Origin of the sequence: Caballeronia sp. LZ033 (assembly GCF_031451265.1) — a bacterium.
Taxonomy (GTDB): Bacteria; Pseudomonadota; Gammaproteobacteria; order Burkholderiales; family Burkholderiaceae; genus Caballeronia.
Map to the genome: position 1 here is coordinate 2,744,539 of NZ_JARUXQ010000001.1, position 13,988 is coordinate 2,758,526.

At 65.9% G+C, this 13,988-nt stretch carries 8 protein-coding genes; 4 read left to right on the plus strand and 4 right to left on the minus strand.

Translation table 11 applies throughout. The features are described from left to right. Together QCE62_RS12825 and QCE62_RS12830 are read right to left on the minus strand one after the other, a co-directional pair. A partial coding sequence (locus tag QCE62_RS12825) for an ESPR-type extended signal peptide-containing protein (RefSeq protein ID WP_309918440.1) occupies positions 1 to 3,525 on the minus strand: 3,525 nt, incomplete at its 3' end. A gap of 434 nt (positions 3,526 to 3,959) precedes the next feature. Continuing rightward, on the minus strand, positions 3,960 to 6,254 hold the full coding sequence (locus QCE62_RS12830; RefSeq protein WP_309918442.1) for an NADP-dependent malic enzyme: 2,295 nt from the start codon (positions 6,252 to 6,254) through the stop codon (positions 3,960 to 3,962). A 253-nt stretch (positions 6,255 to 6,507) separates the two neighbouring features. Between QCE62_RS12830 and thiL the strand changes: the two genes are divergently transcribed. From thiL to QCE62_RS12850, 4 genes are read left to right on the plus strand one after another with little or no spacing between them, the layout of a single operon-like run. Next, on the plus strand, positions 6,508 to 7,518 hold the full coding sequence (gene thiL, locus QCE62_RS12835; protein ID WP_309918444.1) for a thiamine-phosphate kinase: 1,011 nt from the start codon (positions 6,508 to 6,510) through the stop codon (positions 7,516 to 7,518). Next, entirely contained in the window at positions 7,508 to 8,029 is a 522-nt protein-coding gene (locus QCE62_RS12840) for a phosphatidylglycerophosphatase A (RefSeq protein ID WP_309918447.1), read from the plus strand. The genes thiL and QCE62_RS12840 overlap by 11 nt, the downstream gene beginning before the upstream one ends. Before the next feature lie 28 nt (positions 8,030 to 8,057). Further along, complete coding sequence (locus QCE62_RS12845) at positions 8,058 to 8,558, plus strand: CinA family protein (protein WP_309918449.1); 501 nt, start codon at positions 8,058 to 8,060, stop codon at positions 8,556 to 8,558. Positions 8,559 to 8,574: 16 nt separating this feature from the next. Continuing rightward, entirely contained in the window at positions 8,575 to 11,904 is a 3,330-nt protein-coding gene (locus QCE62_RS12850; RefSeq protein ID WP_309918452.1) for a DEAD/DEAH box helicase, read from the plus strand. 9 nt (positions 11,905 to 11,913) lie between these two features. On the opposite strand, the gene pyrF is transcribed toward QCE62_RS12850, so the two are convergent. Next, a complete protein-coding gene (pyrF, locus tag QCE62_RS12855; protein WP_309918455.1) occupies positions 11,914 to 12,726 on the minus strand; it encodes an orotidine-5'-phosphate decarboxylase in 813 nt (270 codons plus the stop codon). A gap of 78 nt (positions 12,727 to 12,804) precedes the next feature. After that, positions 12,805 to 13,929, minus strand: a complete 1,125-nt coding sequence (locus QCE62_RS12860) for an aldose 1-epimerase (RefSeq protein ID WP_309918458.1) — start codon at positions 13,927 to 13,929, stop codon at positions 12,805 to 12,807. Positions 13,930 to 13,988 lie beyond the last annotated feature (59 nt).

The window sequence follows — 13,988 nt, forward strand, 5'->3', positions numbered from 1 at the left end:
CCCGATGGCGACCGAGTCGAGACCGAGGGCTGTCGAATCCTCTCCGCTGCTGTTCGCGTGGAAGTACTTCGTGCCCGTGGCGACGATCGTGTTGATCGAATTGACCGCATTGTTGATGTCAGCGGCGTTCTGGTTGATTGCCTGATCGGCCGCGAAGAGTTGCGAGCCGTTGACGGCATCGGTCGAGCTGGCGGACAGGCGGCCCGCGGCGACATTCGTCACCGTGCGTTCCGCGCCCGACGAACCCACGGATAGCGTGCTCCCCGCGTTGCTGCCCGCGAACACGTAGTCCTTGCCGCCGAGCGTCGCGCCGGCGGTGTTCACCACGTTCGCCGTCGTCGAGTTGGCGCCGAGCGCGATGTCGTTCGCGTTGCTTGCCTTGGCGCCCGACCCCAGCGCGACCGACTTCGCACCGGCCGCGTTGCTGTTGCCGCCGAGCGCCGTCGCGCCGCTGGTCGCCAAGGCGCCATAGCCCATTGCCACCGCGAACTGTCCGGTGGTGCCTCCGCCCGTCGCACTGGCATAGCCGCCCACGGCGGTATCGCCGATATTTCCGGACCTGGAGTGGTTGCCGAGCGCCGACGAGAAGCTGCCATTGGCGCTTGCATTCACGCCGACCGCCGTGGCGCCGTCGCCGCCGCTTCCGGTCGCCTGCGCCATGCCGCCAATCGCCAGATCGCCATTGACCGACGTGGTGGCCTGGTATCCGATCGCCACGTTATTACCGCCCAGGGCCGTGGCGCTGGATCCGATCGCGATGGCTTCAAAACCCGAGGCCGTCGAATCCGCTCCCGTGCTGTTCGCGTGGAAGTACTTCGTGCCCGTGGCGACGATCGTGTTGATCGAATTGACTGCGTTGCTGATGTCGGCGGTGTTCTGGTCGATGGCCTGATCCGCCGCGTAGAGTTGCGAGCCGTTGACGGCATCGGTCGAGTTCGACGATACGCGGCCTGCCGCGACGTTCGTCACCGTGCGCTCCGAGCCTGCAGAGCCTACGGATACCGTGCTCCCCGCGTTACTGCCGGCAAACGTGTAGGCCTTGCCGCCGATCGTCGCACCAGTGGTGTTTGTGACTGCGCCCGTGGTGGAGAAGGATCCGAGCGCCACCGAGTTGTTCGTTGACGCGGTGGCTCCGTAGCCAAGCGCCTCCGAAAAGCTTCCAGACGAATTCGCATGTTCTCCGATTGCCACGCCGCCATTGTCAGCGGACACTCGCGAATCGACACCGATTGCCACGCCATTCATCCCGCTCGCCGTGGCCACCGCGCCGATCACGGTGTTGTTGCCATACGCAGCGCTGTTTGCATTGGCCGACATACCGATGGCAATGCTGCGGCCGGTTTGAAAGTCGCCGGCGGACGTTGCAGTCAGCGCCTGCGCGCCCGCGCCGATGGCGATGTTGCTGGGACCGGACGCCCCTCCCGCGCTCGCGCCATTGCCCATCGCTATTGCGTCCTTCGCGTCCGACGATGCGCCCTGCCCGACGGCGATGGCATTCGAGCCTGACGCCACCGAATCCGCGCCCGTGCTGTTCGCGTGGAAGTACATCGAACCCGTGCTCTTGACGTTGTTGATCGCGGTGAATGCGTTGGCGATATCCGTCGTGTTCTGGTTCACGGCCTGATCGGTGGCGAAGATCTGGGAGCCATTCACGGCATCCGTCGAAGTCGCCGACAACTGGCCGGCCGCGACGTTTGTCACCGTGCGCTCGCCGCCCGCCGAACCCACGGATACCGTGCTTCCTGCGTTGCTGCCGGCGAATGTATAGGCTTTGCCGCCGATCGTTGCACCCGTGGTGTTCACCACGGCCGCCGTGGTGGAGTTGGCACCCAATGCGACGCTATTCGTCTCGCTTGCTTTGGCACCGTAGCCCACTGCGGTTGCGCTGCTTGCGCTTGCCGTCGAACGTCCCCCGACCGATGACGCAGCGGTGGCCGAAGAGAGGGTGTTCGCCCCGAGCGCGAGTGCGTTATCGGCCGACGAAGTGGAGTCATAACCCAATACGATTGCTGCATTGACGTTGGCCAGTGCATTCACGCCCAGCGCCATCGTGCCCATCGCAGTGGCTTGCGCATTTCTCCCGATCGCCATGGCGGGATAACCGTACGCGCCACTCGTGGTCGCGTTCAAGCCGATCGCAATGTCCCCGGCGTATCCCGCTGTCGCCGCCTGCCCGATGGCAATCGCATTCGCACCCGCAGCCGTCGAATCCGCGCCTGTGCTGTTGGCATGGAAGTACATCGTGCCCGTGCTCTTGACGTTGTTGATCGCGGTGAATGCGTTGGCGATGTCCGTCGTGTTCTGGTTCACCGCCTGATCGGTGGCGAAGACCTGGGAGCCGTTCACGGCATCCGTCGAAGTCGCCGACAACTGGCCGGCCGCGACGTTTGTCACCGTGCGCTCGCCGCCCGCCGAACCCACGGATACCGTGCTTCCTGCGTTGCTGCCGGCGAATGTATAGGCCTTGCCGCCGATGGTCGCGCCGGTGGAGTTGACGACCGCAGCCGTCGATGAGTTCGCGCCCAGTGCTACGTCGTTCGCATTTCTGGCGTTTGCTCCGAAGCCCAAGGCCGTACCATTGGCTCCCGAAGCGGTGGTCCACGATCCGACTGCCACGCCATCGTTCGCCGACGTCAGAGCCTCGACACCAACAGCGGTCGAGTTAAAGCCGCCGGCGGTCGCTGTGGCGCCGATGGCCGTGTTGTTTCCCCACGAACTGCTTCCCGTGGCGTTCGCCTGATAGCCGATGGCCGTGCTTCGTCCGGTACCGTTGTTGTTGCCGCCGTTGCTTGCCGTTTGCGCCTGCGCTCCACCGCCGATGGCGATGTTGCCCCAGCCGGACGAGCCGCCTGCAACCGCGCCATTACCCATCGCGATGCCGTTCGAAGAGGATGCCGTCGCCGCCTGCCCGATCGCAATTGCATCTGAACCCGATGCCACCGAATCCGCGCCCGTGCTGTTGGCATGGAAATACGTGGTCCCGGCCGACTTCAGGTTATTGATCGACTGGTTCGTCGCGAACAGCTGCGAGCCATTCACCGCGTCCTGACTCGACGTCGTGACGTCGCCCGCTGCCAGGCCCTTGATCTTGTGCGCCGTGCCCGTGCCGCCCAGCACGTTGTTCGCGCCGTTCATGTAAAGGTCGCTCCACGAGTACACGCCGTTCTGGCCATACATCGTCACATAACCCTGCATCACACCGGTGATGAACGCGGGTTCGCTGGTGGTAAAGCCCGCGCCGTTATTGGTGAACAGCCCCCAGCCATTCTGCACACCGCCGGAACTCGGAATCGCGCAAACACCGCTGTTGATGCCGGTGTCCGTGCCGTTCTCGCAAATCTCGATGCCCGCCGCGCCAACAGTTGCCTCCGCCGGCAGACTGCCGCCGCCCAGCGCCATCGCCAGCGAACTCACCGCTGCCGAGATCGCCTTCTGACTGCGCCTGGTTTTTCCCTTGGTGGTTTCGGGAGCCGCCACCCAGTTCCCGGTAGCCTCCGACCAAACAGTGCGGTGCGCCTTATTCATTTTCTGATCCTTATTAATTTGCCCATGGACACGACACGGAGAAAGCGACATGAATCACATCGCCCGGACGACGAAGGACCTTTGCTTCGTTTGATTCCGCTCGCGTGCGGGAACTCGTGTCAGCCGGATCGCATTCCGTCTGGAGTTCGTGCTGGAACATTAAGGTTCAGGACTAATCCCTGAAATGGCACGACTCTTAAAACCTCGGCGTGCCTCGGAGGCGTCTCATGGTGTACCGGGAATGCGCTCAATCCCGCGAAGGCGCTTCGGCGGGACTGTCAAGGACTGTACTGAAAAACTGCGCAGAGATGGGACAAGGAATCGAACAGACGCCGCAGCGCTCAGAAACCCCGCAGCTAAAAAAAAACGCGGCGGAAAAATCCGCCGCGCTCTACACCGCCATCTTGCGCCCGAAGCGCTCAGCTCGGCTTACCTCACCGCGCCGCCGACGCATCCGCCACCAGCAGCGCCGTCATGTTGACGATCCGCCGCACCGTCGCCGACGATGTCAGCACATGCACCGGCTGGGCCGCGCCGAGCAGGATCGGCCCGATCGCGATGCCGCTGCCCGCCGCCGTCTTCAGCAGATTGTAGGAGATGTTCGCGGCATCGATGTTCGGCAGCACCAGCAAGTTGGCATCGCCTTCGAGCGTCGATTCCGGCAGCACTTCCTTGCGCAGACGCGCATCCAGCGCGACGTCGCCATGCATTTCGCCGTCCACTTCCAGATCCGGCGCGCGTTCCTTCAGCAGGGCCAGCACGTCGCGCATCTTCTGCGCGGTCGGCGCGTTGCTCGTGCCGAAGTTCGAGTGCGACAGCAGCGCGATCTTCGGCACGATGCCGAAGCGCCGCACTTCTTCCGCCGCCATGATCGTGATTTCAGCGAGCTGCTCCGGCGTCGGGTCCACATTGACGTGGGTATCCACCAGGAAAATCTGCCGGCCCGGCAGCACCAGCGCATTCATCGCCGCATAGACGTTCGCGCCTTCCTTGCGGCCGATCACCTGATCGATGAAGTGCAGATGCCGGTGCGTCGTGCTCACCGTGCCGCAGATCATGCCGTCGGCTTCGCCTTTCTTGACGAGCATCGAACCGATCAGCGTCGTGCGCCGGCGCATTTCCAGTTTGGCCATCTGCTCGCTGATGCCCTTGCGCGCCATCATCTTCGCGTAGGTCTGCCAGAAGTCGCGATAGCGCTCGTCGTGATCCGTATCGACCACCGTGAAATCCACGCCCGGTGTCAGGCGCAGGCCGAACTTCTGGATGCGCTGCTCGATCACCGCCGGCCGGCCGATCAGAATCGGCTTGGCGATCTTCTCGTCCACCGCGATCTGCACCGCGCGCAGCACGCGCTCTTCCTCGCCCTCGGCGAATACGATGCGCTTCTTCTCCGGCTCCACGCTGCGCGCCAGCTGGAACACCGGCTTCATGGTCGTACCGCTGTGATACACGAACTGCTGCAAGTGCTGTTCGTAGGCGTCCATGTCCTCGATCGGACGCGTCGCCACGCCGCATTCCATCGCGGCCTTCGCCACCGCCGGCGCGATCTTCACGATCAGGCGCGGGTCGAACGGCTTCGGAATCAGATACTCCGGACCGAACGACAGATCCTGGATGCCGTAAGCGGTCGCGACGATATCGCTCTGCTCCTGACGCGCCAGTTCCGCGATCGCGTTCACCGCTGCGACTTCCATCTCCTTCGTGATGACGGTCGCGCCGACATCCAGCGCGCCGCGGAAGATGAACGGGAAGCACAGCACGTTGTTGACCTGGTTCGGGTAATCGGTGCGGCCCGTGGCCAGTACCGCGTCCGGACGCACTTCGAGCGCGAGTTCCGGCAGGATCTCGGGCGTCGGGTTGGCGAGCGCGAGAATCAGCGGCTTTGCGGCCATCCCCTTGACCATGTCCTGCTTGAGCACGCCGCCTGCCGAAAGGCCGAGGAACACGTCGGCGCCTTCCATCACTTCGGCCAGCGTGCGCGCGCTGGTTTCGCGGGCAAACAGTTCCTTGTCCGGGTCCATCAGTTCCGTGCGGCCCTTGTAGACCACGCCGGCCAGGTCCGTCACGAAAATGTTCTCGCGCTTCATGCCGAGATCGACGAGCAGGTTCAGGCAGGCCAGCGCCGCCGCGCCCGCGCCGGACGCCACCAGCTTCACTTCGCCGATGTCCTTGCCGACCACTTTCAGGCCGTTGGTGATCGCCGCCGCGACGACGATGGCCGTGCCGTGCTGGTCGTCGTGGAAGACCGGGATCTTCATGCGCTTGCGGCACTCGCGCTCGACGATGAAGCAGTCCGGCGCCTTGATGTCTTCGAGATTGATGCCGCCGAAGGTCGGCTCGAGCGCGGCGATCACGTCAACGAGCTTGTGCGGATCGCTTTCGTTCAGCTCGATATCGAACACGTCGATGCCGGCGAACTTCTTGAACAGCACGGCCTTGCCTTCCATCACCGGCTTGGACGCGAGCGGTCCGATGTTGCCGAGGCCGAGCACGGCCGTGCCGTTCGACACGACGCCGACGAGGTTGCTGCGCGCGGTGAAGCGCGCGGCGTTCAGCGGATCCTCGACGATGGCCTCACACGCGAACGCGACGCCCGGCGAGTACGCGAGCGCGAGGTCGCGCTGGTTGATCATCTGCTTGGTCGGGGCGATGGCGATCTTCCCCGGGACGGGAAATTCGTGATAGTCGAGCGCTGCTTCGCGCAACTTGGTATTGGCGGGAGTCGTCATAAGGCGGGCCAGTGGTGCGGGATTTAGAATGGAAGTTCGAACGCATTGTAGCGCCAATCAGCGGGCGTTTCGGGCAGCGGCCCGTGCATTTCGGCTACAACTGCCATGACCGGAAAAGGTCTGATCGCCCGGCCAGGCAAGGCTCGCCGCCTGTCGTTCGATTTTTTTGAGATGTGCCGCGGGTGCCCGAGGGCGACGGCGGGCGCGCCTCGTTCCGTTCTTGCAGCGCACAAAAAACCCTTCACGGCAGACCATGCTTTCCGAGTTTTCACTGATCGACCGATACTTTGCCCGCCGCGCGACGGCGCCCGCACCGCGTCATGACGATGCCGCCGCGACGCCGCTCGGCATCGGCGACGACTGTGCGCTGATCGCGCCGCCCGCCGGCAGCCAGCTGGCCATTTCGACGGACATGCTGGTGGAAGGCCGCCATTTCTTCGCCGATGTCGATCCGGCCGCGCTCGGGCACAAGGCGCTCGCCGTGAACCTCTCCGACCTGGCCGCGATGGGCGCGCAGCCGCATGCGTTCACGCTGGCGCTGGCCTTGCCGCGCGCCGACGAAGCGTGGCTCGCCGCGTTCAGCGACGGGCTGTTCGCGCTGGCGTCACGGCACGGTTGCGCGCTGGTCGGCGGCGACACCACGAGCGGGCCGCTCAATCTCTGCATCACCGTATTCGGCGACGTGCCGCACGGCATGGCCCTGCGCCGCGATGCCGCACGTCCCGGCGATGACATCTGGGTGTCGGGCACGCTCGGCGACGGGCGCGCCGGTCTCGGCCTGCTGCGCGGCGAGTGGCAGGCGCCCGATGCCGCCGCGGCCGCTGACTGGCGCCGCGCGCTGGAGCGGCCCGAGCCGCGCATCGCGCTGGGGCTGGCGCTGCGCGGCGTGGCGCATGCGGCGCTCGACATCTCCGACGGTCTCGCCGGCGACCTGATGCACATCCTGAGACGCTCGCGGGTGCGCGCCGTCGTCGATGCCGATGCCGTGCCGTGCTCCGACGCGCTGCGTACGATGCCCGATGCCGTGCGCCGCCAGTGCGCGCTCGCCGGCGGCGACGATTATGAACTCTGCTTCACCGCGCCGCAGTCGGCGCGCGACACGCTCGCCGCGATCGCGCAGCGCGTGCAGGTGCCGCTGACGCGCATCGGTACAATCGAATCTCCGGATGAATCCGGGGATGCGCCCGCCCTCGCCTGGCGCGATGCCTCCGGCGCCCCGCTCTCCCTGACGTTGCAAGGCTTCGATCATTTCCATGCAGACTGACCCGACCCTCGCGGGCGAAACCGCGGCGCCGCGCCGCGCAAGCGCGCGCTTCATGCTCACGCATCCGCTGCACATCCTGTCGCTTGGCTTCGGCAGCGGGCTGTCGCCGGTCGCGCCCGGCACCGTCGGCACGCTGTTCGCGTGGCTGTCGTTCGTCGTGCTCAATCCGTACCTGACGGTGGCGGAATGGGGCGCGCTGATCGTCGTGGGCTTTATCGCCGGATGCGGGTTCACCGGCTTTACTGCTATCAAAATGGGCATCGCGGATCCGTCGCCGGTCGTGTGGGACGAGATCGTCGCGTTCTGGCTCGTGCTGCTGCTCGTCACGCCCGCCACCTTCACCGGGCAGATGTGGGCGTTCGTCGTGTTCCGCTTTTTCGACATGGTGAAGCCGCCGCCCATCCGCTATTTCGATCGCCATCTGAAAGGCGGATTCGGCATCATGTTCGATGACCTCGTCGCGGCGTTCTTCACGCTGCTCGTGATCGCGCTGTGGCGCATGACCGTCTGACTTCCACCTTCACCTTCGGATCTCTGCCATGCCAACCGACACCGTCGTACACCAACTTGCGATCCGCGTCGGCAACGCCCTGCGCGACGAGCGGCTGATGCTCGCCACCGCCGAATCCTGCACCGGCGGCATGGTCGCGGCCGCGATCACGGACATCTCGGGCAGCAGCGCATGGTTCGAGCGCGGTTTCGTCACCTATTCGAATCTGGCGAAGACGGAAATGATCGGCGTGCCCGCTGCGCTGATCGAGCAGCACGGCGCGGTGAGCGAGCCGGTCGCGAAGGCCATGGCCGAAGGCGCGCTGCGCAACAGCCGCGCGCAGGTTTCGGTGTCGATCACGGGGGTGGCGGGCCCGGCGGGCGGCAGCGAGGCGAAGCCGGTGGGCACGGTGTGCTTCGGCTGGAGCAACCGGCTGCACACGACGGTCGAAACGGTGTTGTTCAAGGGCGACCGCGATCAGGTGCGCACCCAGGCGGCGGCGCACGCGCTGCGTACGCTGCTGGAGTTCATCGATCAGCGCGAGCGTTGAGACACACGTTCATCGTATGAGCAAAGCACGCAGCGACGCGCCCCGTCCCGTCCGTTTCACGCGCGACCAGGTGGCCCGCTGGATGGGCCCGAAGACATTCGACAAGGCGCTCGGCTACGTCCGCGCCGTCGCCGACATCAGTTGGGAGGGAAACATTCTGCGCGCGCAGGTCAAGGGCACGCAGGCGCGGCCCTACGCAGTCGAAATCTCGCTTCACGAGGAGCGTCCGCACGGCTATTGCTCGTGTCCCGTCGGCCATGAATGCAAGCATGTCGCGGCGACGCTCCTCGCCTGCCTGGAGCGTGAGGACGAAGCCGCGCGGAACGGCGTGAGCGTTGAAGTCGGGCAATGGCTCACGCGCTTTCGCGCGAGCGTTCAGGCGGTCCAACTGGCGCAGGCGAAAGCGTCGAAACCCGCGACGGGTGCGAAACACCAGATTCTCTATGTGCTCACGCTGCCGTTTTCCACCGCGGCAAGCCTCGAACTGACCCTGCTGAAAGCGCGACTCGGCGTCGACGGCGACATTCGCGCAGTCGAACCGTGGTACCCGAACTACGCCGCGTGGAACAGCCCGCCCCGCTTCGTGACCCCTGAAGACGACGCCATCGCTCGCACGCTGCGGTCGGAGCGTCAAGCGGCGAACCATGGTTACGCGTTGTGGGCTGCGCGCGGAGCGAAGATCTGGCACATGATGCTGACGACCGGCCGCCTCTACTTCGAAGCGAATCCCGGCGCCATGCGACTGCTCGAGCCGCTGCGAGAGGGCGCGAGCCGCCGCGCGAACATCGAATGGAATCCGCACGGCGACGACATGATCCTCGCGTCGCTCGAAACCGAGCCCGAATCCAACGTCGTGCTGCCGACCGAGCCGGCCTGGTACATCGACCTCGTCACGAGCGAAACCGGCGTCATCGACGCGCCGATGCCCGACGCGCTGCTCGCCGATTACTTGTCCATGCCCGCGCTGACCCCGCGGGAAGCGAACCTGGTACGCGCTGCGCTCGCCGAATGCGCGCCTGAACTGCCCGCCCCGCCAGAGGACGGCGACATGGGTATGCGCACAATCGAGGCCGAGCCGGTTCCGGTGCTGACGCTCGACACGCTTCTGCTCGATGCGCCCGGCAGGCTCGACATGCCTCCGACCGAACTCGACCTCGCGCGCCTCGAATTCGACTACGACGGCGTCAAGATCGCGGCGAACAGTCCGCACATGCTCGTGCGGCTCGCGGGCGGTGAACTGGCTCGCGTCGCGCGCCGGCGCGTTGCGGAAAACAGCTGCGCCCAACGCCTGCTCGACAGCGGTCTGAAGCCGGTCTCCGGTGCGCCCGTCAGCCACGATGATTCACCCTGTGCGGGCGCCTTCTTCATGCCGGACCGGGACGCGTGGCCGGGCTTCGTCGAACAGGACGTGCCCGCGCTGCATGCAGCGGGCTGGCGCGTGGTGATCGCGCCCAATTCGCGCTTCGACCGTGTCGAGATCGACGAAATCGATGCCACCGCGCGCGCCTCCGAAGACGGCTGGTTCGATCTCGAACTTGGCATCATGGTGGAGGCGGAGCGCGTGCGTCTCGAACCGCTGCTCGCCGAACTCTTCGCACGCGACCGTCGCTGGCTCAACGGCTCGATCGACATGATCGACGACCGCCATGCCATCGAATTCCGCACGCAGACGGGCCGTCGTTTCGAGTTGCGCGCAGCCCGAATCAAGCCGCTCGTGCATGACCTGCTCGACCTGTTCGACCGCACCGGGCCCGGCGCTGCGGCGCCCCTGCGGCTGTCGGCGCTGGAGGCCGGCCGCCTTTCCGGAACGAACCTCGCCGGAACGAATGACAAACAGCGCTGGCAGTTCGATGGCGACGCGTTGCTCGTCAAGCTGGCGCAACGGCTGGGCAGCGCCGCCAGACCGCGACGCATCGAGGCCCCGCGCGGCCTGCACACCACGCTGCGCGACTACCAGCGCGATGGACTCGACTGGATGCAGTTTCTGCGCGAGCACGACCTCGCCGGCGTGCTCGCCGACGACATGGGCCTGGGCAAGACCGTTCAGACGCTCGCGCACATACTCGTCGAGAAGGAAGCGGGCCGGCTCGCGCAGCCGGCACTGATCGTGGTGCCGACGACGCTTGTCAGCAACTGGATCGAAGAAGCGCGGCGTTTCGCGCCCGCGCTGAAAGTGCTGGATCTGCATGGGCCGCGACGCCATGAGCGTTTTGCGGAAATCGCCGCACACGATTTCGTCGTGACGACGTATCCGCTCGTCTGGCGCGATCAAGACACATTGGCGCAGCACGACTTTCATCTGCTGATCCTCGACGAAGCCCAGCAGGTCAAGAACGCGTCGAGCAAGGCGGCGGGCGCGCTGCGCACCTTGCGCTCGCGGCATCGGCTGTGCGTCACCGGCACGCCGCTCGAGAATCATCTGGGCGAACTCTGGTCGCAATTCGATTTTCTCTTGCCCGGGTTTCTCGGCACGCAGAAGGAGTTCTCCTCCCGCTGGCGCAGGCCGATCGAAAAGCTGAACGACACCACGCGCCGCGCTCTGCTTGCCCGCCGGATCCGACCGTTCATGCTTCGTCGCCGCAAGGACGAAGTCGCGACCGAACTGCCGTCCAAGTCGACGATCGTGCGCCGCGTCGAACTGGAAGGGCCGCAACGCGACCTCTACGAAACCGTGCGCGCCGCGATGCAGAAGAAAGTGCGCGACGCCGTTGCAAAACAGGGCGTCGCGCGCAGCCATATCCTGATGCTCGACGCGTTGCTCAAGCTGCGGCAGGTTTGCTGCGACCCGTCGCTCGTCAAAATGCCCGGCGCGAAGAAGGGACAAGGTTCGGCGAAGCTCGCCCTGCTGCTGGAGATGCTGCCGGAACTCATTGAAGAGGGACGGCGCGTGCTGGTGTTCTCGCAGTTCACGGGAATGCTCGCGATCATCGCGCATGCGCTCGATCAGGCGGGCCTCGCCTACGTGACGCTGACAGGCGAGAGCGTCGACCGGAAGACGCCGGTGCGGCGTTTCCAGGCGGGCGAGGTACCGATCTTCCTGATCAGCCTGAAGGCGGGCGGCGTGGGGCTGAATCTGACGGCGGCGGACACCGTCATTCATTACGATCCGTGGTGGAATCCGGCCGCCGAGAATCAGGCGACGGATCGCGCGCACCGCATCGGACAGGACAAGCCGGTGTTCGTGTACAAGCTCGTCGCGGCCGGAAGCATCGAAGAAAGGATTTTGGCGATGCAGGAGAGCAAGGCGGCGCTTGCGGCGGGAATCCTGTCGGCGAACACGAGCCTGACGCAGATGTTTTCCGCCGAGGATCTCGAAGCGCTGTTCGAACCTATCCCCGGCGAATGAGGCGTCGCGTTACCGATACTGATTGATGCTGTCGCGCGTCTTCTTCGCCGCATCGGCTGCGGCCTGCGCGTAGTCATCGCCCTTGCCGGCATAGATGATCGCGCGCGACGAGTTGATCAGCATGCCCGCGCCGTTCGCGGTGCGGCCGGCGCGCACGGTTGCCTCGACATCGCCGCCTTGCGCGCCGATGCCCGGAATCAGCAGCGGCATGTCCCCGACGATGCCCCGCACCGTTTCGATTTCCTTCGGGAAGGTCGCGCCGACCACGAGCCCGAGCTGCCCGCTCGCGTTCCACTTCTCCGCCGCGAGCCGGGCGACGACCTGATACAGCGGCTGGCCGCCGGTGGTGAGGAATTGCAGGTCGGAGCCGCCCGGATTCGACGTGCGGCACAGCACGATCACGCCCCGGCCCTCGTGTTCGAGATACGGCTGAATGGAATCGAAACCCATGTACGGATTGACCGTCACGGCATCGGCGCGATAGCGCTCGAAGGCTTCCTTCGCGTATTGCTCCGCGGTGCTGCCGATATCGCCGCGCTTTGCATCGAGAATCACGGGAATGCCGGGATGGCGCTCATGAATGTGCGCAATCAGCGCTTCGAGCTGGTCTTCGGCGCGATGCGCGGCGAAGTAGGCGATCTGCGGCTTGAACGACGACGCATAAGGCGCGGTGGCATCGGCGATGGACTTGCAGAACTCGAAGATCGCGTCGGAGCGGTCGTTGAGCGCGCCGGGAAACTTCGTGGGCTCGGGATCGAGGCCGACGCACAGCAGCGATTGAGTCCGCGACCACGCGGTCTGGAGGGTCTGGAGAAAGGACATGGCGGGGATTTCGTTGAACGTCGATGCGCCGCATTTTAACGTGCGGCGCAGCGCTTCCCCTTCCGCTTCATGACACGTTCAACGCGCGGCGGCCGTGCGCGTGCGTGCCTTGGCTCCGGCCCGGGTCTTCGGACGGCCGCGGCGCGTGGCCTCGCCGGTCCGTTCGACGGTGAAGCGGAAGGTCCGCGTCAGCCGTTCGCCCGGTTCGAGCGCGGTCATGCCGTGCGCTTCGGCGCCGCCGGGCAGGTTCACTGCGTTGATCGGGTGATCGACCGGTTCGAAGCAGAAGAAATCCTCGCCGGGCGGCGCATAGAGCACGTAGTAATCGGTGTCGGCGGCGATGGTCAGCGACAGCCGCCGCTTCGGCCACAGCACGCTGGTGCGCCCGCTCCAGCCGGTGAAGGCGTTGTTCACCATGGCGGTGGGCATCGGATAGGCGACGCCGAATTGCCACGCGGGCGGCGCCGGCACGTGCCGCACGGGAAGCCAGTCGTCGCCGCACAGCCACAGGCCGCCCGCCGCCGCCGAGAGTTCGGTGTCGGCCTCGCGCATCAGGAACGGATGCAGGCCGAGCCCGAAGGGCAAGACGGCGTCGCCGGCGTTCTCGATCTCGAGCGTGACGAGGAGGCTCGCTTCTTCCAGCGCAACCATCTGCGCCGCGCGAAAGGCGTACGGCTTGCCGTCGCTGCGATCGAGCGTCAGCCGCACGCGTCCGCCGTCCTCGCCGTCCGCGCGTCCCTCATTTTCCACGTCCCACGCGCCGAGCCAGCCGTCGCCGTGCAGCGGCAGCGGTTCGCCGGCACGGTTGCAGGGCACGTCGATGGCGCGGCCCGAGAACTGGAAGCGCCCGTTGCCGATGCGGTTCGAATACGGCAGGAGCGGATAGCACGCGAGCTGATTGGGATCGGTGTCGGGTCCAGGCTCGATGCATGGCCGGAAGATCGGCACGAGCGCGCCTTCGTCGCGCCAGTCGAAGCGCGTGATGCCGCCGCCCAGCGCGGGTGCGAGTTCGAGCCGGAGATGCGCATTGGAGAGCGTGATGCAGCCTTCGGTGCGCGTGCCGCCCATGGCGATGACGGCCGTGGCCGGACCCGGCCGCACTGGCGGCTCGGTGGCGGCGGCCAGACGCGAGCGGCGCGCCTGGGCTTGCAGCTGGGACGTCGATGCAGGATTCGGTCTGGGTTCTGTGCGGGCAACAGTCATGACGCGTGCTCCATCGAGAGGCGAAAAACCCGGCGCGGCCGGGACGGGTCGGGCGGCGC

Coding starts and splice junctions, on each gene's coding strand:
- QCE62_RS12830 (WP_309918442.1), bottom strand. CDS start 6,254: ATGACGACTCCCGCCAATACCAAGTTGCGCGAAGCAGCGCTCGACTAT.
- thiL (WP_309918444.1), top strand. CDS start 6,508: ATGCTTTCCGAGTTTTCACTGATCGACCGATACTTTGCCCGCCGCGCG.
- QCE62_RS12850 (WP_309918452.1), top strand. CDS start 8,575: ATGAGCAAAGCACGCAGCGACGCGCCCCGTCCCGTCCGTTTCACGCGC.
- pyrF (WP_309918455.1), bottom strand. CDS start 12,726: ATGTCCTTTCTCCAGACCCTCCAGACCGCGTGGTCGCGGACTCAATCG.
- QCE62_RS12845 (WP_309918449.1), top strand. CDS start 8,058: ATGCCAACCGACACCGTCGTACACCAACTTGCGATCCGCGTCGGCAAC.
- QCE62_RS12860 (WP_309918458.1), bottom strand. CDS start 13,929: ATGACTGTTGCCCGCACAGAACCCAGACCGAATCCTGCATCGACGTCC.
- QCE62_RS12840 (WP_309918447.1), top strand. CDS start 7,508: ATGCAGACTGACCCGACCCTCGCGGGCGAAACCGCGGCGCCGCGCCGC.